The sequence below is a fragment of the Nakamurella aerolata genome, assembly GCF_013002705.1.
Classification (GTDB): domain Bacteria; phylum Actinomycetota; class Actinomycetes; order Mycobacteriales; family Nakamurellaceae; genus Nakamurella; species Nakamurella aerolata.
Window position 1 is genome coordinate 70392 of record NZ_JABEND010000012.1, and the last position, 22214, is coordinate 92605.

At 69.4% G+C, this 22214-nt stretch carries 13 protein-coding genes (1 of these 13 only partly in view); 2 read left to right on the forward strand and 11 right to left on the reverse strand.

The window, feature by feature from the left end; all coding sequences use genetic code 11:
• The 3 genes in view from HKD39_RS16865 to HKD39_RS16875 are tightly spaced (each overlapping or abutting the next) and all read right to left on the reverse strand, a layout consistent with a single transcriptional unit that may run on beyond the window.
• Positions 1-2238, reverse strand: partial view of a lantibiotic dehydratase gene (locus HKD39_RS16865; protein WP_171201041.1) — the 5' portion only. 123 nt of this gene lie to the left of the window's left edge; 2238 of the gene's 2361 nt are visible here — the first part of the coding sequence; it begins with the start codon at positions 2236-2238; the stop codon falls past the left edge of the window.
• Positions 2231-3814 (reverse strand): thioesterase domain-containing protein, encoded by a 1584-nt coding sequence (locus HKD39_RS16870; RefSeq protein ID WP_171201042.1) that lies wholly within the window; start codon positions 3812-3814, stop codon positions 2231-2233. The genes HKD39_RS16865 and HKD39_RS16870 overlap by 8 nt, the downstream gene beginning before the upstream one ends.
• Positions 3811-7560 (reverse strand): AMP-binding protein, encoded by a 3750-nt coding sequence (locus HKD39_RS16875; protein ID WP_171201043.1) that lies wholly within the window; start codon positions 7558-7560, stop codon positions 3811-3813. The genes HKD39_RS16870 and HKD39_RS16875 overlap by 4 nt, the downstream gene beginning before the upstream one ends.
• 317 nt (positions 7561-7877) lie before the next feature.
• Here HKD39_RS16875 and HKD39_RS16880 point away from each other — a divergent pair, with 317 nt between their 5' ends.
• Together HKD39_RS16880 and HKD39_RS16885 are read left to right on the forward strand one after the other, a co-directional pair.
• Positions 7878-9131, forward strand: coding sequence for an ATP-grasp domain-containing protein (locus HKD39_RS16880; RefSeq protein WP_171201044.1), 1254 nt, complete (start codon positions 7878-7880; stop codon positions 9129-9131).
• Between the two features lie 38 nt (positions 9132-9169).
• Entirely contained in the window at positions 9170-10393 is a 1224-nt protein-coding gene (locus HKD39_RS16885) for a M28 family peptidase (RefSeq protein ID WP_171201045.1), read from the forward strand.
• A gap of 87 nt (positions 10394-10480) precedes the next feature.
• Here HKD39_RS16885 and HKD39_RS16890 read toward each other — a convergent pair whose 3' ends face one another.
• The 8 genes from HKD39_RS16890 to HKD39_RS16925 form a co-directional block, all read right to left on the reverse strand.
• Entirely contained in the window at positions 10481-12331 is a 1851-nt protein-coding gene (locus HKD39_RS16890) for an ABC transporter substrate-binding protein (protein WP_171201046.1), read from the reverse strand.
• Positions 12313-14577 carry an ABC transporter substrate-binding protein gene (locus tag HKD39_RS16895; protein ID WP_171201047.1) on the reverse strand — a complete coding sequence of 755 codons (2265 nt, stop codon included), beginning with the start codon at positions 14575-14577 and terminating at the stop codon, positions 12313-12315. The genes HKD39_RS16890 and HKD39_RS16895 overlap by 19 nt, the downstream gene beginning before the upstream one ends.
• A 102-nt stretch (positions 14578-14679) precedes the next feature.
• Positions 14680-16608 carry a translational GTPase TypA gene (gene typA / locus HKD39_RS16900; protein ID WP_171201048.1) on the reverse strand — a complete coding sequence of 643 codons (1929 nt, stop codon included), beginning with the start codon at positions 16606-16608 and terminating at the stop codon, positions 14680-14682.
• A 189-nt stretch (positions 16609-16797) separates the two neighbouring features.
• A complete protein-coding gene (locus HKD39_RS16905; protein WP_171201049.1) occupies positions 16798-17691 on the reverse strand; it encodes an ATP-binding cassette domain-containing protein in 894 nt (297 codons plus the stop codon).
• Positions 17691-18479, reverse strand: a complete 789-nt coding sequence (locus HKD39_RS16910; protein ID WP_171201085.1) for an ABC transporter permease subunit — start codon at positions 18477-18479, stop codon at positions 17691-17693. Before HKD39_RS16910 ends, HKD39_RS16905 begins: the two co-directional genes overlap by 1 nt.
• A gap of 194 nt (positions 18480-18673) precedes the next feature.
• Positions 18674-19732 carry a transporter substrate-binding domain-containing protein gene (locus tag HKD39_RS16915; protein ID WP_171201050.1) on the reverse strand — a complete coding sequence of 353 codons (1059 nt, stop codon included), beginning with the start codon at positions 19730-19732 and terminating at the stop codon, positions 18674-18676.
• Between the two features lie 248 nt (positions 19733-19980).
• A complete protein-coding gene (locus tag HKD39_RS19805) occupies positions 19981-20898 on the reverse strand; it encodes a (deoxy)nucleoside triphosphate pyrophosphohydrolase (protein ID WP_343074759.1) in 918 nt (305 codons plus the stop codon).
• Positions 20899-21151: 253 nt separating this feature from the next.
• Positions 21152-22192 (reverse strand): ABC transporter ATP-binding protein, encoded by a 1041-nt coding sequence (locus tag HKD39_RS16925; protein ID WP_212754686.1) that lies wholly within the window; start codon positions 22190-22192, stop codon positions 21152-21154.
• Positions 22193-22214: the final 22 nt, after the last annotated feature.

Genomic DNA, 22214 nt, shown 5'->3' on the forward strand with positions numbered 1-22214 from the left:
CATCTCGCTGACGGTCAGCGCGGTCTGCGCGCCGTGCTCCAGCGCTGCTGAACGGATCATCGCCGCCGCCGAGCTGACCAGCACCGGGCTGCTGAAGTCGAGATAGACCGGCTTCACCTCGGTGCTGAGCTTGACGAAAACCCGCTCGGGGAACCCGTTGGCACGGCGCCAGGCGCGCAGCGCCAGATACTGCTCGGCACAGTCTGCGGTGTCCACCACACCTGTTGCCGCGCAATCGCTTCGCCACTGCTCTCTGGTGACAACGAGGTTGTCGATGGTCACCCGCGGCTGATGCGCCCTCGTGGAGGTGAACTTGAAGGCGTCGACGCTGTAGATCGCCAACAGATCGGCGAGCAGCTCCAGAACCGGCCAGGAACGACCCTCGCCGTCCGGCGTCAGCTCGGTCGCCAGCAGCCCGTGCTCGGTGCGCCGGACCACAAGGTCGACGCTGCGCAGCAGTGGTGGCGACTCGGCTGACGACGGCGCCACCACATGATCAGCGGTGAAGGCGAACAATCGATCGGTCGGATTGATCAACCACTCCGCCAGCCGCCCGGTGGTCCGCGGCCAGCCCGGCGGTGGCAGCAGCCTGACCCGATGCGTACCGAGGTCTCGGGCGGCGGCGGCGCGCAACTGCTCGAGGTTGTCCGCCCCGGCAAGCAGCGCAAAGGAGTCGAACGTGGCCCAACCGGCGTGCAATTCGCCAAGCACCACAAGGCAATCCGCCGCCCGTTCCGGGTCACTGGTGACGAACTGGAGATCCGGGCAGTGAAAGGTGGCCGCCGGCCACGGCGACCGCGTCACCGGGAACAGCCGCTTTCCCCGGTCCAGCAGGTCGGCTGCGCGCAGCGGTCCCGAAGCGCGCTCGGAGCCGATGAGCTGTTCCCACCGGCTGACCAGTTCGGCCTGCACACCATCGATCGGCCGCTCCCCGCCGCCGAACAGCACCCCTGTCACCATGAACAGCAGGTCGGACATGAGCACCGGCCGACCGCCGGCGTCGGCCTCGAGATCATCGAACAGCTCATCGCAGATGCGGCCGTAGGCCTCGGCCAGTGCGGCGCAGAACCAGCTCGCCGCCATCATCACCAGCCGCAGCGGGTCGGCGATCGAGCGCACCACATCCATGCCGATCTGGAGGTTCACCTCGCGGGTCGCATCTTCGTAGCAGAGCGAACGCCCGGCATAGGTCTGCCCGTGGTGATGGCTGGGTGCTGCCGAGGTCTGCTCGACAAAATGATGCTCAAGGGTGTCGAGAGCCCGGCCGAGTGCGGTCGCGTCACCGGCCGCTGCCGCGACGGCGCGCAGGTCGGTGTCCAGCAGGTCGAGTGTCCGCAGGGCGGCGGCGCGCACAGCGTCGTCGCCGATCCGGTCGACCTGGCCACGCAGCTCCTGCATGGCGGTCGGCCGTGACGACACCTGGAATCCGCGGATCAGCAGGCCGCGACTCACCATGGCGTCGACGGTGACCGCGACATCGTCGGCCGTCCTGGCCTTGCCGGCCGCGACCAATTCGTCCGCCACCCCGGCGACTGTGCGGCCAGTACAGGATCGCAGCAGCCCGGTCTCCAGCTCAGTCAGTTGGACCGGATTGCCGCCGGCAACGACGGCGGTTGCGGCGGCAGCGTCACCGCGGATGCTGACATACGACGGTAGGTACAGCGGTAGCTCAGCGGCGAAGACCGGGTCGGCGTTGAACGTCGCCGTCAGCTGGCCGATCGCCCAGTCCTCCCAGCACACCCACCGGCTGCGCACCAGGCCTTCACCCGGCTTCACCTGGATGCCGCTGACCTCGTCGGAAAGCTCCGTCCACGCGATCGGCCCGAAGAATCCGATCGTCTCGCTCTTGGCACAGTACCGCTGCCAGTATCGCGCCAACGTGCGGATAGCCTTGCGGCGCTTGCGATTTCGCGGCCCTGCACTGCTGACCCGGGCGAGCGTCGACAGCGCCGGACGGTTCTGCCAGGTCAGCGCTTCTGCCAACAGACCGCCCGCCCCGGCCCGCGCCAGCGCCTGGCCCTGGGCGAAGAAGCTCTGGTCGATCGCCTCGGCCACCTGGTCAGGGCTGTCGGTCGCGGAATCCGGTGCAGCTGCGGCAGTCTGCTGCGCGTCAACCCAAGACGCCAATTGCGGGTTCGACAGCCCGGAGAGGACGTCGGTGGGAAAACCGGCACTGCGCACCAACACGGTCTGCCACACCCCGATGTCTGGCCGCACCAACAGCAAGGGATCAGTCACCGAGCAACCCTCTCCAGTCGGCAGCAGCGAACTCGCGCAAGCTGATTCGCCCGATCGGTTCACGGCTGCACACGGCGCCGACGCTGCCCGGCAACCGCAACGGCAGCACGGTGTAAGCATTCAGATCGGCGCGGGGACCGGCGTCCACCACCGGCCAGCGGTCCGGCCATCGCAGCGGCGCGAAGCTGACCGTCGCCGGCTCAACCTGCAGCCCGTCGCCGGTGGCCTTCAGCAGCGCCTCTTTCGCGGTCCACAGGGCCAACAGCTGATAGCTGGCTCGGTAGTCAGCGTCGGCCGCCGGTAGCGGTATCGCCGTCGTCGGCGTCCGCGGCTCGTCGGGGTGCAGGGCGATCCCCTGCATGCCGGGCAGTCCGGCCAGCGTGCGCACCCGCTCCACATCGACCCCGAGACCACCCGGGAACGAGCGCGCGTGCGCGATTCCCACCAGCACCACACCCTCCGAGTGGCTCCAATTGATGGTCAGGTCGGTACCAGGCAGCATCGGCTTGCCACGCTCGTCCGTCGGCAGATCCTTGCCCTTGAGCTCGATGCCGTAATTCTGCAGAACCCGGTGCACGGCAAGACATCTGGTGAGGTACCTGCGTCGATCCCGATCGAATCGCAGCCGGGACGCTCGAGCCAGTTCACCGGGACCGAGCCAGCCGGTGGCGGCCGTCGCGATGCGCTCTGCATCAGCGGTCTGCACCGCGCGCGCCCCGAGCGTCGGTCCCGGTTCCGACGACGCGGCCGCTGGGTCCGGTACGGCGGGCAGCGGCACGAACCACAGGTCGACGTCCTGCCCGGACGGCACCGTCGGCTCGGCGGCGGTGCCGTCGATCTCGCTCCTGAGCAACTGCCACAGTTCGGGCTCCGCGCTGTGCAGGAAGAAGTGGCCGCCGACCAGGGAACTGAGCCGAAAATCCGGAGCACTGTGCCTGGACCATCCGGCACCGACGGCGGCGGAGCTCACTGCGTCGGTGGTGCCGCAGACGGCGGTGATCGGCACCGGCAGCACCCCGCGCGGTGACCACCGATAGTTGTCGATCCAGCTGAAATCGCCTCGGATGGCGGGCATCAGCAGGTCGAGCAGTTCCGATGCGGCCAGCACCTCGGGCGGTAGGCCGCCGAGTCGGCCGAGACGCTCGACGATGACGGCGTCCGGTTCCCTCGACACCCCCGCCAACGCGCCTTCGTTCGGCAGATCGACCGGCACGCTCCCACCGACAAGCAACCGCCCCGGCAGCGCTGCTCCGCGGTCGGCCAGCCGGGCAACCACCTCGTAGCCGAGCCGGCCGCCGAGCGAGTGCCCATAGATGAGGTAAGGACCGGTGATACTGCTGGCGATCGCGTCGGCCAGTGCATCGGGATCGAGGTCGGCGGACTCGCCGAACCGGCTCTCCCTGCCCGGCAGCTGCACCCCAACGACGTTGGCGACATCGGCGAGCCCAGCGTTCCAGGTACGGAACGCGCTGGCGCCCCGACCGGCGTAAGGCAGGCAGAGCAAGGTGATCGGTGCCGTGCTGGACGTTTGCGTCGTGCGCAGGAACCAGCGCCGGTGCACGGTTGCCGTCGTCACAGCGACTCCCGGTCAACCGGCGGAGCCGCAGCCAACAGCAGATGCGCGTTGCTGCCCCCGGCACCGAAAGAGTTGACACCGACCAGCCTTGCCCATTCCGGCCGGTCGCTGGGCGCGGCCCAGTCGTGGGTCCGCGTGACCGGGCTGAGCCGGCCGTCAGCGAGGGGCAGTTCGGGGTGCGGCCGGCGATAGTGCAGATTTCCGATCAGGGTGCGGTGCCGCAACTGCAGCGCTGCCTTGATGACAGCCGCCGGACCGCCCGCGACGTCAAGATTCCCGATGTTCGACTTCAGCGCCCCGACGGTGAGAGGTGCGGAACTGTCCCGGCGGTCGACCTCGAGCGCGGAGCGCACTGCCGCCAACTCGATCGCATCGCCCCACGGCGTGCCGGTGGCGTGCAGTTCGACATGATCGACAGCACTGGCGGGAACTCCGGCACTGGCTGTCGCCTCGGCGATGACGGCATGCCGGCCGTGGACTCCAGGGCCGGTGTAACCCACCCGCGCCCGCCCGTCGTTGTTGACCGCGCCGCCCACCACCAGTGCCGCGATCCGGTCACCGTCCAACAGCGCATCCTGGTAGCGCTTGAGCAGCACAACCGCTGCCCCACTGGACATTCCGGAGCCGTCGCTGTCGTCCGACAGCGCCCGGCAGCGGCCATCCGCCGACAGCGTCCGGTCCGCCGACCGGACGTGCCGCGGAGTGGTGAGATGCACCCCGCCGGCCATAGCCAGGTCGCAGCGGAAGTCGAGAAGATCGGTGACCGCGGCGCAGATCGCGACGAGACCGGCCGCGCAGCCGGCGCCGTAGGCGACGGTGGGGCCGGCCAGCCCGAGCCGGTAGGCCAGCTGAGCGGCAAGATGATCGGCACCGATCCCGCTGGGCAGCAACTCTTCCCAGCTGGCTCCGTCGGCCAGCAGCGCGGGCAGCACCTGGGTCAGATGGTGTCGGTTGGGACCGGCGGCCAGATAGACGCCGGTGGCCGGTGGCAATCCCGCAACCAGCCCGCTGGTGCGCACCGCGGACGTGACCGCGTCGAAGTACAGCGCGTGCTGCGGATCGCCCCACTGGCCGGCTTCGTGCATCATCCGAGTCACCAGGTCTTGGCTCTCCACCGGCAGCCGGCCGATGGCGCGCACCAGCTCGGGGTTGTCCATGAGCCGCTGCGGGGTGCCTGCGGCGAGAAGATCGCCGGTGTGCAGATCGGTGATCGGGTCCTGCCCACGCACCAGCAGGCGCCAGAGCTGGTCAACGTCAGCGGCACCGGGAAAGCGGCCGTCCATCCCGACGATCGCGACCGTCTGTTCCGGCACCCAGTGCCACCATGGGGAGTCGGCCGGGTCTGCGGCGGGTGCTACCGGTGACGGTTCCCTGAGTTCCCGCTGTTCCGTCGGTTCCCGCAGTTCCCTCAGTTCCGTCGGTTGCGGCTGCGCCCGAGTGTTGGGCACGGGGATCCCTGCCCCGTCGGGTGAAAGCTGTTCGCGGGCAAGCACAACGCCGGCCAGCTCGTCGACGGTCGGGTACCGGAAGAAATCGACAAACTCCAGGCCGAGCTCGGCGCCGACGTCGGCGTGCACGGCCGCCAGCAGCAACGAATGGGCGCCGAGTTCGAAGAACGGGACATCGCCGGCGATGTCCGCTCGTCCGAGCTGGGTCGCCAACGATTGCGACAGTCGACCGGCCGGATCCACCGATCGGCCTGGTGCTGCGGGCTGCCCCGACCGGGTTGGATCAGCCGACGGCCCGGGCTTGTCCGGCAGCGCCGCATCGTCCGGCGGTGGCGGATCATCTTTCGGTGGCGGACCGGTTGTGGGCGCAGTCGTCTCGGCCATCCGACGTTCGACGGCGGGCACGTCGATCTTCCCGGATGCCGTCAGGGGTAACCGATCCCAGACCACCACCCGATCGGGAAGCAACGCCCTCGGCAACTCTCGAGCCAGCTGACCAACCAACTCGGATTCGATGCGTTGGCCGGCACTGTCGCCGGCGGCAGCGACGCCTTGAGTGACTCCACGGCTCTCAGTGGCGTGCATACCCAACGCTGTCAGCGCGACAACGGCCACGAGTTCATCGCCGTTGGTAGCGGCAGCCGCCTGCTGCCCGGACGCTCCGGCCGGTTGCAGGATCACGGCGGCCCGGTCGACCGCGGGATGCGCTCGCAGCCGCCGTTCGATCTCGATCGGGTCGATGCGTACTCCCCGGCGTTTCAGCTGTCGGTCCAGCCTGCCAAGACAGATCAGTTCTCCGTCACCGCCGCGCCTTCCGAGATCGCCCGTGCGGAAGCTCCTGGTCCCGTCGGGGTGATCAACGAACCGCTCCCGTTCCGGAGGCAGGTTCGACCGCTGCACTCCCGCCTCGGGTAGATAACCCGTTGTGACACAACGACTACGCACCACCAGCTCCCCCACCGCCGGCTCGCCCGCTAGGCCTTCACTGCCCTGCGAGATGTCCGGCGCGGGCACGAGCGATACCTCGAAACCGGTAAGCGGGCGGCCGATCGGAACCAGGCCGTCGGCAACCGGTTCGCCCGGCTCGATGCGGCGGTGACAGGAAAAACTCGCCTCGGTCGATCCGTATCCGTTCACGATCGTGATCGACTCCGAAAAGACCCCGCGCAACCGATGGACCAGCGACGAGAGCAGCGGCTCGCCGCCGGACAACACGATTCGGATGCTGTGCTCGCGGGTGCCGCCGTGCCGTGCCCAGACACCGGCGATGGCACCGAGCACCGTCGGCGCAGCGTGCAGCACCGTGACCCGCTGCCGCACCAAGAAGCCAGGAAGCTCGGCAAGACCCCGACGCTGGAGATCGAACGGCACGATGGTGGCGCCGCCGAGCAATGCGCTGTAGAGATCGACCGCAGCCATGTCGTAGCCGAACGGGGCAAGCATGCTCAGCCGGTCGGCCGGCGACAGCCCGAGCGACCTTCTCTGGTTATCCGCACAAGTGATCACTGCTTCTTGGTACTGCGGAACGGCTTTGGGATGACCCGTTGAGCCGGACGTGAACAGCACGTACAACTCCGGCGACTCGCCGTCCGTCCCGTCCGGCGGCACAGCATCCTCCGGCCGCACAGCATCCCCCGCCAGCACAGCGTCCTTCGCCAGCGCGGCATCCTGCGACGGCGCTGCGGCCCCCGCCAGCGCCGCATCTTCGGACAGCCCTGCGGAATCCGACAGCAACGAGCCGATGGAGTCAACCGGCCACGGGGCGAGCGAAAGGGCCGACCTGGCGTCGGCGAACTCGGCGTCGGTGAACGCCCTGCCTGTGAACGCCATGTCTGTGAACACCGTGTCGACACCCGCCGCCGACAGCACCGCGCGACTGCGTTCCTCCGGCCACGACGGGTCGATCGGCACGTAGCTGTGACCGCTTGCCGCAGCACCGAGAGCTCCGATCACGTTGGCGGCGGGCGACTTTGCTATCAGGCCGAACCGACGCCCACCACCAGTAGGGACCGATGCTGAACGATTCGACACCGGATGAACCGACGCCGGATGAATCGATGCCGGATGAATCGATGCCGGATGAGTCAACGCCGCCTGCCGGATGCGTGAGGAGAGCCGGGAAGCAGCGCTCATCAGCTCGGCCCGAGTCCAGGTGCGGGCTCCGTCCACCAGTGCGGGCCGGTGCGGGTCGCTGTCCACGAGCGCGCAGAACCGCTGCCATATCGGCGTATTCGCCCAGGCATCGGCGCGGACCAGCGCCGACGGCTGATGTTCCTTGATCAATCCGACCTTCCCCACGGCACGTGCATCGGAGTGATCACTGATCCCAGCCACCCCGGAAGACGTCTTCAGTGGTTGACAAGGTAACCGAAGTTCCCGGAGTTCGGGTCGGAAATCGTTGAGTCCGCGCGAACCGGCCAGCGGTGAACTACCCATGACGACGCCACCGTCCCCGCACCGCAACCATGATCATGAAACGTCAAACCATCTGAGGCGATCCCCAGAGGTGGCAATCGGGTTGAATGCCCGGTTCCATGACGGCCGACACCCGACTGTTACGGTGCTCGACGTCGGGCGGGGTGGCAGCCCTGTGTTCGCTGGACGGAGGGCGGGACATGTCCAGACATCTGCTGGTGGTCGGTGATTTCCATGCGTCGGTGAGCTGGTTGCGACCGGCGGCCCGACTGGACACCATCAGCCAGCTAGCCGGTCCCATTCTCACCACCGACCCGACAGAGTTCGATCGGATCGTTCACCTTCCCGGCGGGGGCACCGTCGACGAGTGGATCGACGCTGCTCGATATCTCGACCACTGGCGACCGATCAGCGGTGTCTGTGCCTTCTCCGACGCGGAAAGTCTGTTCGCGGCCGAGATCGCCAAGGATCTGCAGATCCCGTGGAACAGTAGGGACACCGCCATCGCGGTGAACGACAAATCCGTGATGCGCGAACGGTTCACCGCTGCTGGGCTGCCGGACGTCCGCAACCGCACGGTGAAGTCGCTGGCCGAACTGCAGAAGTTCATGGCCGACGTCGGCGGCCCCATCGTGGTCAAGCCGACGGCCGGACACTCAAGCATCGGAGTCTCCATCGTGGAGGATCCAGCCGAGTTGGCCGCCGCGTGGGGTCTGGTGAACGCCGCGGAGCTCGCCTCGGGGGTATTGGCCGAGGAACGATTGACCGGCACGCTGATCACCGTCGAAATGTTCAGTGAGCCGGGCCAGCACGGCCTGGTCGGTACTACCCAGTTGTTCTTCGAGCCGCACAGACGGGTCGAACTCGGAGTGTGCACGCCGGCGCCTGTTCCCGAGCACGCCCGCCAGGAGGCGGTAGCTGCGGTGCGCGCCGGCCTGACTGCGCTGGGGGTGGAGTACGGGCTGACGCATACCGAAGTGATGCTGACTGCCGCGGGTCCGCGCATCATCGAGACGCACATCCGCCCCGGCGGCGCCAGGATTCCGGACATGATCGCCGACACCACGGGGGTGCATCCGATCGTGTACACCGTGTGGCAGGCGTTGGGGGCACGAGGCCTGCTGATCGACGACGCTCTTGAGCCGACGCGCGAACCCGAGTCGGCTGCCGCCGCGAGCTGGTACATCGCGTCTGAGGTGACGGGCGAGGTCGCCGCGGTTGCGGGGACCTCGGCCGCCGCGAGCGCGCCGGGGGTGGTCGAGTCCAGATTCGAGGTGCACCAGGGACAGCCGATCAGGACTCTCGCCTCCAACCGCGATCTGCTCGGCTATGTCCGCACCAGGGCCGACGATCCGGTGCAAGCGGTGACGCTGGCCAGGGAAGCCATTGCCAACATCGCAATATCCGTTCGGGCACAACGTGATCCCTTCGCCTCAGCGGTTGGCCTGCAGTGACGGATCGGCGCCGGCGCAGAATCACCGGGTGCGCGGTGGTGTCGATCTGCCTCACCGTGCTGGGTGCCTGCTCCGGCGCGGCCAATTCCAACTCACCGGACGGCGCGCCGCCCGGCCCGGCTGGTGAAGCCAGCACCGTGGGGCCGGACGGATCCACAGCGTCCCCACCGGTCCCGGCGGCGCCGTCGGCGGCCGCCTCATCGGTGGCGGCGTCATCAATGGCAGCGTCATCGGTGGCGGCCTCATCGGTGGCGGCCTCATCGGTGGCGGCGTCATCGGTGGCGGCCTCATCGATGGCAGCGTCATCGGCGGCAGCATCGTCGTTGCCCGACTCAACCGACATCGGCGCCCGGGTCGACGCCGTCGACGAGCGGCGGCTGATGGCGCACGTCGAGCGGCTCGCCGCGTCCCCTCGCGACAACACTGACTCCGGACGCGCCGCGCAAGCGGCAGCGGACTACTCGGCGCAGCAGCTGCGCAACTACGGCGTCGAGGTCAACACCATCCCGGTGCAGGCAGAGGGTATCGAGCTGCCGGTGGTGTGGACCGAGATCGGCGGCCAGCGCTGCCCGGGAACCGCCACCTATGTGCTGGTCGGGCACTACGACACGGTTCCCGGCTCACCGGGCGCGGACGACAACGCCTCGGGCACCGCGGCCGTCCTCGAGACGGCGCGGGTGCTGGCGAAGGCCGGGCTGCCGATCTCGGTGACCCTCGCGGTGTTGCCCTTCGAAGAACCGGGCCCGCCGTTCCGCGGTGCGCTGGCGCTGCTGTCAGCGTTGCAGACCGGCGAGACTGGGCGCCGGGTGCTCGGCGCGGTGAGCGCCGAGATGGTGGGGTTCAGCAGTCCCGAACTCGTCGACGGCGAGCGCCAGGATGTCTTGTACCTGTTGGGTTATCAAGGCGCCGAGACGCTGGTGACGACGTTCGCGGCGGCCTCGGATCGATGGGGTGCCGGGAACGTCGTCGCGCGGACGGTTCCGGCCGACAACCCGTTCATTTGGCGTTCGGATCACGCCGCGTTCCACGACGCCGGGATCCCGGCAGCCATGGCAACGGACGGCGGTGAGACCCGAAACCCGAACTACCACAAGGATTCCGACCGTCCGGACACGCTGAGCCCAGCGTTCTTGGCCGAGGCGACCAGGACGTTTGTCGGGGGTCTGGCGGCGCTGTCGGCCCGGTCAGCACCACCGTCAGCACCATCGACCGGACGGTCTCCAGCGGCGACGAACTCGCCGTGCCAAGGCCCGACCGGATAGTCCGGAGCCGTCGGCGGCGCCGCTGGCGTTCCCTGGACGGCTGACGCACTGCGGCAACCATGGCCGCCAGGGGCAATGCAGGTCGCGTCAGGGACTCGGCCAGCGCGGCAGCGTCGACAGCAGCGAGTCGCCCGCGCCGGCGGGGAGCACCGCCCCTGATGCCAGCTCCGTGCGCACGGCCAGCGTCGCCGCGGGTCGGCCGATCGTGTACACCGGTTGCCGGCTGCGCACGGCGGGGGCGATCACCGCGTCGAGCGGGCCCGTCAGACCGTCACGCAGCGCCTGGGCCAGCGGCTGTTGCAGCGCCTGCGGGCAGAAGCGGCCGAGTCCGCCGAGCACTCTGGTTTCGGTTGCCGCCGAGGTGGTTTCGGTGCCGCTGGACGGCGGCACGTCGGTGGTCGTCGCCGGCGCGGGCGCTTCGGTGCCGGTGAGCCCAGCGGGCGGCGGGGTGAGTGCCGGGGCTGCGGTGGTGGCCGGCGCGGGAGCATCACCGGTGGCAGGTCCGTCAACGGGAACTTGGCTGCAGCCGAAGGCGGAAGCCGCGGCAAGGCTGTCCGACTGTCCGCGCGGGACGGTCTGCAGCAGCATCGACAACTCCCCCGCCTGCAATCGTCTGGTCAGGTCGGCCGGGGTGTCGGCGAGCAGATCGACCTCGACACCGGCGGCACCCAGCTGCCGCTGCACGGCGTCGGCCACCGATGCCAGCCGCAGATCGTCGATCGGGTAGCCGAGGGACAGCCGCAGCGGCCCGGCTGCTCCGGTCAGGTACAGCCCGGAAAGTCGGTAACCGGCCGCGATCAGTTGCCGCTGGGCGGCGTCGGTGGCAGGCGCCGGACGTTCACCGGCCGTGGTGGGCAGCCGCAGCGGATCGGGAGCAGCCAGCAGCGCCGCCGGGTTCTGCCTGCTGGCCAGCGCTGCGAGGGCGTCGCCGTTCAGCGATTCGGCGAGGGCGGTGCGCAGGCCGGCATCAGCGGTGGGCCCGTTCGCCGTGTCGAAGACGATCTGTGTCTGGGCCGGCAGCAGTGTATTGGCGGCGCGGACCGTGCCGGCGGTCACCAAGCGGTCCAGCGCCCGCCGCGCCACCGCGCCAGGACGCAGATAAACGGCCTGAACATCGTTGCGCCCCAGGGCATTCACCAGTGCGGCACCGGTGCCTGAACGGAAAACCACGGTAGCCAGCGAGGATTGCGGTCCCCAATACTTGTCGTTGCGTTCCAAGGTGATCTCGCCGGTGGACTCGTCGACGCCGGCCAGCCGGAACGGGCCGGCCGAGACCGGGATGCCGCCGGCCAGTGCGCCGGCGAATCCCCCGGGGCTGTCCTTGAGCAGATGAGCCGGCAGCAACGGCGAGAACAGTTGCAGCCAATCGTGCACCGGCTGGGTGAAGACCACCTCGGCGGTCTTGCCGCCGTCGCCGGAGCGGACCGCGGAGATGGTGCGGTAGGCGGCGTTGTCCAGCGTGGCGTCGGTATCGCCCAGTTGCTGCGCCAGGTACCGGAAATCCTCTGCGGTGACCGGAGTTCCGTCCGACCAGGCCGCATTACGGTTGATCCGGTACCGCACTGTGAACGGATCCTGATCGATCACGGTTGCGCTGTCCACCAGGTCGGCAGCAACCCGGCGCACTCCGTCGTTTCCGACCTGGGAGACCGACGGCAGCACCACGCCGGCAACAGCGGCAGCCGCCGGCGAGTAGTCGGACAGTAGATAGGGATTGAATCCGGTGAGCGCGCCGTCGACCCCGATGGTGACTCCGCCGGAGCGTGCTGGTTCGGCGCTGGCTGAGCTCAATCCGCTCGGGCTCTGCGGCGGCGGCAGTCCGGGAGGGGTGCAAGCCGTCAGCACCAGCGCAGCGAGCACGGCGAGCAACGCCGGCGCACCCCGTGCGGCCCTGGCGCTGCCGGCTTTCCGCCGCCTGTTCAGCGCGGGACGGCCCATTGCCAGTAGTTCCACACTGCGCCCTGAGCCAGGCCGTTGTCGCTGACATTGCGGATCTGCCGGGGGTTGACCAGCACCAGGTCGGCGCCCTGCGTCAACGGCAGCCCGACCGCATCGGCGGCCAGCTGCTTGTCGATCTGAGTCGCCAGACTCTGCTCTTGAGCGGAGCTTGCAGCCACCATCAGCTTGTCCAGCAAGGCGTCTGCGGCGGACGAAGAGTAGTTGCCCCAGTTGAAGGCACCGCCGGAGCGGAACATCGGAACCGCGCTGCTCGCCGTACCCCCGGCGAAACTCCAACCGGACACCCCGGCGTCGTATCCGGCGCGGTCGACCGCCTTGCTGTAGAAGTTCTGCTCGGGCAGCAGCCGGACGGTGAACCCTGCGGCAATGGCGTTCTCGGCGATCAACCGCAGCTGTTGCTCGCGCCTGCGGTCGCCCGGCAGGAACATCAGCCGCACCGCCGGTGCCTTCACCCCGGCCTGCGCCAGCAGCTGTTTCGCCCTGGCCGGGTCGCCCTTCGACGGCCAGCTGCCGGAGCCGTTACCGCGGGCCACTGCCGGGTACCCGGGGGCGAGCGGCGACATCACGTAGGAATCGATAAGCCCGTTGCCGAGGTCGCCCTCGATACCGGCGCCCTTGGCCGGTGCTTGCATGGCGGCGAGGCGTTCCCGTGGCACCGCCGCCAGGAAAGCCCTGCGGACCAAGGCCGCCTTCTTCGCCCCGGCAGCACCGCCACCGTAGGTCTTCGCGGCGAACGGCCCCTGGTCCTGCACCAGGTAGAGCTGCCGGAAGCTGTCCGCAGGGTAGGCGCGGGCTTTCACCCCGCCGAGCATGGCGGCAACATCGCTGTCCTGACCGAGTACGGTCTGGCCGAACGACAGCTCGCCGTTGCTCACCGCCTTTGCCGTCGCCGGTCCGTTGCCGGACTGGACGATCCGCAGCAGCACCTTCCGCACCGACGGACGCGGCCCCCAGGTGTACTTCGGGTTCGCGGTCAGCTCAAGCTGTTTCGCGTCCATCTTGGTGAGCTGGTAGGGACCAGCGGTGACCCGAAGGTCGGCCGGAGGCAGCTTTCCCGGGGTGATGGTGAACGCGGCGTTCCATACATTCGCTACCTTGGCCAGCCGCCCCAGCGCGGCAGCGTCCTTGGGGTTCTTACCGAGCGCCTGCACCGTGGAGACCAACGCGGCAGTCGCCTTGGCCGCCGACTTCTCACCGAAGGCCCGTTTGGCGACGACGTGCGCCGGTACCGATGGCCGCGAGAACGACTCCGCGATGTTGGCATGGGGCTTGGCGTACTCAACCGTCAGCGACTTCGAATCCTTCGACAGGGTAGGAACTTTGCTGGCGTACCCGGTCGTCATGCCGTCGGAGTCGAACACCGGGGTGTTCTGGGACTTGATCGTGCCATTGTCGTCGTACTGCAGGGTGCCGCTGTCCAAAGCGTTGGTCCGCGCCGCCCAGTCCAGCAGCAGATCGGCAGCCGTGACCGCGGTGCCGTCGCTCCAGGTCGCCGCGTCGGCAACGGTATAGCGCACGGTGTAAGGGTTTTGCCGGGTGACGGTGCAGCTGACGAAGCCGGTGTTGTCGATCAGCTGCCGCCGGTCGTCGTAGAAGGCGCCGAGCGGGGTGATCAGGTGCTGCAGTTGCAGGGTCGGGATCGAGTACGTCGAACCGACCGATCCGTTCAGTGAGCGCGGCGTGTCGTTGATACCGATCGTCACCGCGCCGGCGGCAGCCGCCGGCGCCGAAAGCTGCTGTGGGCTCCGCGGAGTGCCGCAGCCCTGAGTCGGCGCGGCCGCGGGCACCTTCGGTGCCGCCGCAGCGAACACCGGCAACGTGCCGGGGTCGGCGGCGGCACCGGCGGTCCGCGCAGTGGTGGATGCTGCTGACTCGGAATCGGCGGCGCCGGAGGCGGCACCGGCAGCTGCACCGGTGCCCGGCCCGGAGCCGGCACCGCTGCTGGCGCGCGACTCGCCGGTTGCCGGGGAGCTGCTGCCCGCGGCGGATTCCGGCTCAGAGTTCGGTGCGGTGGAGGACCCTGCCGTCCCTGCACCGGCAGCGCCGGCTCCCGATGTCTCGGCGCCGGGCCCATGCGGCCCGGTGCCGGTGGGCGTTCCCAGCGCGGTCGGATTCGGTTGGGCGGCACCGTCAATGGTGCTGGTGCAGCCGGCCAACGCCAGCGCTGCCCCGGTCAGCGCGGTCACCAACTGCCGGTTGGCCCGGCGTGCTGCTGTGCTGCCCATCTCGCCTCTCCCGCTGCCCACCGGCGCGGTGCTCGCCGCCCTGCGTGAGCGCCGCGTCGGCGCCGGCGCTGGCGGTGTGCTCTCGGTAGCTGCTTCTTGGGTCTATTTCTTGGCGCGTGAGCGTGCCCTGGCCCGCTCGGACGCGTTCAAGATGATCTTACGGATCCGGGCCGACGTGGGCGTGACTTCGACACACTCGTCGTCGGCGCAGAACTCAAGGGACTGCTCGAGACTCAGCGCTCGCGGCGGGATCAGGTGCACCAGCTCGTCGCCGGTGGCCGAGCGCATGTTGGTGAGCTTCTTCTCCTTGGTGATGTTGACGTCCATGTCGTCGGCGCGGGAGTTTTCGCCGACGATCATGCCCTCGTACACCTCGGTGGTCGGCGGCACGAACAGCGTGCCTCGCTCCTGCAGCGAGAACATCGAGTACGGCGTCGCCTTGCCCGCCCGGTCGGCGACCAGTGAACCCGTTGGGCGGGAACGCATCTCGCCGGCCCACGGCCCGTAGCCGTCGAACAGGGCAGAGGCGATCCCGGTGCCGCGGGTTTCGGTGAGGAACGCGGTGCGGAAGCCGATCAGCCCGCGCGAGGGCACGTGGAACTCCAACCGGATCCAGCCGGTGCCGTGGTTGGTCATGTTTTCCATCCGGCCCTTGCGCACCGCCATCAGCTGAGTGAGGGCGCCGAGGTACTCCTCGGGAATGTCGACGGTGAGCCGCTCGAACGGTTCCTGCAGCTGCCCGTCGATGGTCTGGGTGACCACCTGTGGCTTGCCGATGGTGAGCTCGAAGCCCTCCCGGCGCATGGTCTCCACCAGAATGGCCAGCGCCAGCTCGCCGCGGCCCTGTACCTCCCAGGTGTCAGGACGATCGGTGCTGAGCACCCGCATCGAGACGTTGCCGACCAGTTCGGCGTCCAGCCGCTGCTTGACCTGCCGTGCGGTCAGCTTGGTGCCGCCGTCGCGGCCGGCCAGCGGCGAGGTGTTGATGCCGACCGTCATCGAGATGGCAGGTGCCTCAACGGAAATCGGCGGCAACTGCTTGGGATCGTCAGGGTCGGCGAGGGTTTCGCCGATGGTGATGTCGGCGATGCCGGCGACGGCGATCAGGTCGCCGGCGCTGGCCTGCTCCACCGGCACCCGCTCCAGCGCGTCGGTCATCAGCAGCTCGGAGATTTTGGTGCGGGCACTGGTGCCGTCGGCCTTGATCCAGGCGACCTGTTGGCCCTTGGTGATGGTGCCCTCCACCACCCGGCACATGCCGATGCGGCCGAGGAACGGCGAGGCGTCGATGTTGGTGACCTGCGCCTGCAGCGGGGCGCCGGGGTGGTAGGTGGGCGCCGGGATGGTGTCCAGTAGCACGTCGAACAGCGGGTCGAGGTTCTCCGAATCGGGGGCGCTGCCGTTCGCCGGCTTGGTCAGGCTGGCCTTGCCGGCCCTGCCGGAGCAGTAGACGATCGGGAACTCGATCTGGTCGTCGTCGGCGTCCAGATCGAGAAACAGCGCGTAGACCTCGTCGATCACCTCGTCGATGCGGGCGTCGGGGCGGTCGGTCTTGTTGATGGCCAGCACAACGGGGAGCTTGGCCTGCAGGGTCTTGCGCAGCACGAACCTGGTCTGCGGCAGTGGCCCCTCGGAGGCGTCGACCAGCAGCACAACGCCGTCCACCATCATCAGTGCCCGCTCCACCTCGCCGCCGAAGTCGGCGTGCCCAGGCGTGTCGACGATGTTGATGGTGAGATCGCTGACGCTGCCGTCCGGGTGGCTGTGCCGGCGCTTGACGGCGGTGTTCTTCGCCAGGATGGTGATGCCCTTCTCCCGCTCCAGATCGCCGGAGTCGAGCACCCTGTCGGCAACGTCCGCGCCCTCCCGGAACGCCCCCGATTGCCACAGCATGGCGTCCACCAGGGTGGTCTTGCCGTGGTCGACGTGCGCGACGATCGCGACATTGCGTAGGTCGGAGCGCTCGGCGGTGGCGCCGGCGGCAGCTGCCGGGTCGCCGGCGGCGGTGGCGGTGTCAGGTGTTTCGGGCACAGTCGGTGACGCTCCTGCTTGGTTCTGCTTAGTGGTCCGCTGCCCGAGCGAGCCTCGGACGGCGCCGTGCCGGGCGGTGAGGGTGCGGCGCGGGCACCTGCGAACTTACCGGGGATCGAGCGACCTACCTATTCGCGCCGATTCCGGCCGACTGCAGGGACGGGCCGGCGCCAGGCGCCGACGGACCGGTCACCTGGTGGGATCGCGCGGGTCGACGACCGGCTTGTCCTGCACGATCGCCGGGCCGCTGCTGCCTTGATCGGTGGCGGTTGCCGGCGCGGTGAACTCGCCGGCCTGGTCCACCTGGGTCGGGTTGAGCACCCTGGAAAGGAAGGTCTTGGTGCGCTCGTGCTGCGGGTCGCCGATCACCTGGTGCGGGCCGCCCTGCTCGACGATGAACCCGTCGTCCATGAACACCACCCGGTCGGCGACGTCACGGGCGAACGCCATCTCGTGCGTCACCACCATCATCGTCATGCCCTCGTCGGCCAGCGACCGCATCACCGCGAGCACGTCGCCGACCAGCTCGGGGTCGAGTGCCGAGGTCGGCTCGTCGAACAGCATCAGCGACGGCGACATGGACAGTGACCTGGCGATCGCCACCCTTTGCTGTTGCCCGCCGGACAGTTGAGCCGGGAACGATGCCTCCCGGCCGGCAAGGCCCACTCGTTCCAGGTTCTTCCTGGCAACCTGCTCGGCCTCGGACTTGCTGCGGCGCAACACCTTCCGCTGGGCAACGGTGAGGTTGTCGAGCACGTTCAGGTGCGAGAACAGGTTGAATTGCTGGAACACCATGCCGATATGCCGCCGCACCACGTCGATCTCGCAGTCAGGGTCGGTGACGTCGGCGCCGTTGACGACAATGGTGCCGGCGGTGGGCTGCTCCAGTAGGTTCACGCAGCGCAGCAGCGTCGACTTGCCCGATCCCGACGGCCCGATGATGCACACCACCTCGCCGGCGGCGACGTCGAGGTCGATGCCCTTGAGTACCTCGAGCGCGCCGAAGTTCTTCTTCAGGCCGTTGATCGAGATGGCCGCGTCGCCGGTCGGGGCCGGCTCGGACCCGGTGTGAGCTGTTGCCATCAGCGCGCCCTCGCATGTCGTCGTTCCAGCCGCCGCACCAGCCAGGACAGCGGCAGCGTGATGCACAGGTAGAGCAGCGCGACCACGGTCAGCGGGGTCACGCTGGCCAGCTGATTGATGTTGCTCTGCCCCAGCTTTGTCAGTTCGTACTGCTCGATGGTGACCCCGATGGTGTACACCAGTGACGAATCCTTGACCAGCAGGATGATCTCGTTGGTGAGCGGCGGGATGACGATGCGGAATGCCTGCGGCAGCACGATCGTCACCATGGTGCGCATCGGCGACATGCCGAGCGTCCGCGCCGCCTCGACCTGACCCTTCGGTACGGCCTGGATGCCGGCCCGCAGCGTCTCCGCCATGTACGCCGCAGCGGTCAACCCGAGGCCGATGGCGACCATCTGCCAGGTGTCCAGCCGAAAGCCGGGGAAGGCGCGGGGTATGCCGAACGCGATGATGATGAGCACGGCCAGCGCCGGGAGCCCGCGGAACAACTCGATGTACACCATGGCCACCGCCCGGTACACCCTGATGGAGCTGAGCCGCATCAGCGCCAGCACGATGGCCAGCGTGAATCCGAAAACGAATCCCAACGCGGTGTACTGCAAGGTGTTCAGCAGCCCGGTGGTGATCACCCGCGGGAACATCTGCCTGGCGACGTCGATGTTGAACCACGACCTGACCAGCGTCGGCCAGTCGATGATCAGCGCAAGAATCACCACGACGACGAGGCCGATCAGGTACTGCACGCCGCGGAAGGCGCGGGCCCGCTGGCGGCGGGTCATCGGCATGGCTGCTCCGATCCGGTGGGCGGCAACGGTTTTACTCACGCTTGTCTGGCATTGCCTGACGCTCGTCTGGCTCTGGTCCGGCGCTGGTCCGGCGCTCAACTGACGCGAGTGTCGACGGCGATGACATGGCGCCGACGGCGGAACGGCCGCGGCACCGGCGTCCGGCCATCACAGCGGCCGGACGCCGAGCCGGCTCACTTCGGCGGTGCGGCGCCGATCCACTTGGCGTAGCTGGCGTCGTAGCTGCCGTCGCTCTTGGACGTCGCCAAGGTGGCGTTCACGGTCTTGGCGAGCGCCTCGTTGCCGAGCTTCATTCCGAAACCGTACTGGTCGCCGGATTTGATCTCCTCCACCGCTTTGACGGTGGACCCGTTGTCCTTCACCAGCTTTGCCAGCACCGGGACGTCGTTGACGACACCGTCGACCTGGCCGGTGAGAATGGCCTGGCTCTGCAGGTCGAAACCGGTGTACTCGACAACCTCATAACCGAACTCGTCCTTGTGGGCGTTCAGGTAGTCGAGGCCGGTGGTGCTGGCCTGGCCGCCGAGCTTCTTGCCCTTGAGGTCAGCGAGGGTTTTCGCGGTGCTGTCCGACGGGACCACCAGCGAGAAGTTGGCGTCGAAGTACGGCTCGGAGAACAACATCGCCTTCTGCCGCTCCGGGGTGATGGTCATGCCGGCGGCGGCGATGTCGCACTTGCCGGAGGCGGTGGCCTCGCCCGACTTGATGCCCTCGAACGGGGTATCGATGACGGCGGTCTGCACGCCGAGCTTCTTCGACACCATGTCCATCAGATCGATATCGAATCCGACCACCTCGCCGTTGACGTCGGATTCGAAGGGCTCGAACGGCAGCGTGGTGCAGACGGTCAGCTTGTCCGGTGCGATGAGGGCCTGCTTGGCGGCATCGACGGTGGCCTGGTCGACCGTCCCGCCCGCCGCTGCGCCGCCGGAACCCGCGGCGCTCGCCCCGCCGGACGCGGCCGCGGCACTGCCGCCGGCTGCGCTCGCCCCGGCAGCCGCCCCGCCGGAACCCGCCGCGCTGGCACCCGCGGCGCCGCCGGCGTTGGTGCCGGAAGCGCCGGCGCCACCGCCGGTGGTGGTTTCGGCAGGGGCGGTGTCGGTGCCGGCAGAACCCGTCCCGGAGTCCGATCCGCAGGCGCTGACGCCCAGCAGCAGTGCGGCGCCGGCGGCGAGCAGCCCGGCCCGCATGGTGCGGCCTCGCAGGCGAATGTTGGTGGTGCTGTCGGTCACGTCGACTCCTCAAGGTCGGCGGGTCGGTTGACCCGCTGCTGCATCGTCCGCGGCGGTTCGGGGTGTCCGTTGTCGCCGGGTTGAAGCGCGGCCGGCGACGCCGAAACGCGTCGCTGCCGATGGGGCATCGTCGCATGCCCAGCCGCGGCGTCGGATGACATGTCGATAACGAAGCGGCGCCGGGCAGTGCTCGTGTGCGACGGGAGCTGGACCGCCGGCGTCGTCCGGTGCCCGACTATCGGTACAGGTCAGCGCGAGTGTTCGGCGCCGCGCTGGGCGGCGGCGCGCAAGTCGGGCAGCAGCTCCCGGTCGGCCGGCAGCCACTCCAGCGTGTCGAGCTCGGTCGCCGCCACCCAGCGCAGCTCCGCGTGCTCCAGCGGCTCGGGTCGCTGGCCGGCGCCCAGAGCAAGCTGATAGCAGCGCAGCACCGTGGCGCCCGGGCCGCCCGCCGGCACCGGCGTCGTTGGTGGCGCTGCCGGCGCCGGGCTCAGGACGATCTCGTCGCCGAGTCGGCGCCGCACGGCGACGTCCACCCCGAGCTCTTCCCGCCATTCCCGCGCCAGCGCCGTCCGCTCGTCCTCGCCGGTGTGCACCTTGCCGCCGGGCAGCTCCCAGGCGCCCGGGTGCCGGGGATCGTCGGCGCCTCTGCGGGCCACCAGCAGCCGCCCGTCCCCGTCGAACAGGGCACCGGCGACCACCACAGACGGCTCCCTCGCCACCAGCGTCACCACGCCGAGCAGCAGCGAACCGGCGCGGATGACCCGTCGACGCAGCACCGCCGTTGCCGCCGCCGGCAGCGACGGCGACAGCACATCCACCCTGGTGAGCACGCCGGACCCGGTTGCGGTGGCGTGCACGCTGATTTCCACCGGCCGCCCGCCGATCGAGCTCAACGTGGGCAGGCCTTGGTCGGAATCGGTCGGCTGCAGCGACACCCGGAACGCCTTGCCGGCGCCTTCTCCCCCGGTGCCGGGCCGCCGCAGCGACCCCGGCCACCAGCCCTGCCAGCGCAGCAGGTCACCGTCGGCCAGTTCGGTGGCGGGGGCGCCCAGCAATCGGCCCCCGGCTGCCCTGATCGCCCGCCGCCAGGTGGCGCCGCTGCGCAACGCGGACTGCACCGCGGCCAGCGGCGCATCGATGACCTCGGCGGTCCGGATGATCAACACCCAGCCAGCTTGCCAAAGCCGTGTCTGGCCCAGCACCACCGCGCCGGCCGTGCGGGCACCGCTGGACAGGCGCGGCGGCCTCCGCCGGCCCACTCTTCGCCGATCGCTCGTCGCAGGTCGCTCTTCGCAGGCCAATTCATCACCTGCTGCAGCAGTGCCCGATTTACGCCCGCTGCGTCCAGAAATCGGCCGCTGGCGCAGCGTCTGATGAATCGGCAGTCGGGCAGGGCCAGTTGCCACAGCCGGGGGCCGGCTACCCTTCGCCAGTGGCGGGCGGCAGCGCGGCAACGCCGCTGGAATCCACCCGCAGAGTGAGATGGGTGCCGCGCGGCGGCAGGTCTCTGGACAGCGCCTGCGCCGTGACCGGGCCGGAGGATCCGGCGAGCTCCACCGTCGCGCGGACGGCGTCCGGGCTGGGCCGTGCGCTCAGCACTGTCCCGGTGACGGTGCCGGCCGGGTCGGCCGATAGCGCCGCCGGGCGCAGCGCGACGGGCCCGTCGGGCAGCCCGGCAACACCGTGCCCGGCCGGCAGCACGCTGGTGTAGCCGATGAAGCGGGCCACCCACTCGTCGGCGGGATGGGTCCAGATCGCTTGCGGCGCACCGGTTTGCACAATGTGCCCCGAGCACATCACCGCAACCGAGTCGGCGATGGCGAAGGCCTCACCCTGGTCGTGGGTGACGAACAGCGCGGTGGCCCGCTCGCGCTGCAGGATCTCGCGCAGATCGACCAACAGTCGCGAGCGCAGCGCCGCGTCCAGCGCGGCCAGCGGCTCGTCCAGCAACAGCAGCCGCGGTGACGGCGCCAACGCCCTCGCCAGCGCCACCCGCTGCTGCTGACCACCCGACAACGAACCGATGCGCCGGTCGGCCATCCCCGGCAGGCCGACAACATCAAGCAGTTCGTCGACCCGGCGCCTGATCCCGGCGCGGTCGCGGCCGGAACGGGCCAGCCCGTAGCCGATGTTGCCGGCCACGGTGCGGTGCGGAAACAGCATGCCGTCCTGGAACATCAGGCCGATGCCGCGCTTGTGCACCGGCAGCCGGGACAGCTCGACGGTGCCACCACCGGCCGTGCCGGTAGCGCCGGCCGACGCGGCGGCCGGTTCGGTCCAGTAGATGTGGCCGGCGGCAAGAGGTTCCAACCCGGCCACCGCACGCAGCAGCGTCGACTTTCCGCAGCCGGAGGGGCCCAGCAGGGCCAGCACGGTCCCCCACGGCACCTGCGCGCTGACCCGGTCGACGGCCGTCACCGGGGCGTCGCCGCGTTTGGCGCGCGGGTACCGGACGGTCACCTCGTCGATCGCCAAACCTGCC

What these genes read in the sequence shown, in the direction of transcription:
- HKD39_RS16880 (WP_171201044.1), top strand. Translation starts at nt 7,878, where the DNA reads ATGTCCAGACATCTGCTGGTGGTCGGTGATTTCCATGCGTCGGTGAGC.
- HKD39_RS16890 (WP_171201046.1), bottom strand. Translation starts at nt 12,331, where the DNA reads ATGGGCCGTCCCGCGCTGAACAGGCGGCGGAAAGCCGGCAGCGCCAGG.
- HKD39_RS16895 (WP_171201047.1), bottom strand. Translation starts at nt 14,577, where the DNA reads ATGGGCAGCACAGCAGCACGCCGGGCCAACCGGCAGTTGGTGACCGCG.
- HKD39_RS16905 (WP_171201049.1), bottom strand. Translation starts at nt 17,691, where the DNA reads ATGGCAACAGCTCACACCGGGTCCGAGCCGGCCCCGACCGGCGACGCG.
- HKD39_RS16910 (WP_171201085.1), bottom strand. Translation starts at nt 18,479, where the DNA reads ATGCCGATGACCCGCCGCCAGCGGGCCCGCGCCTTCCGCGGCGTGCAG.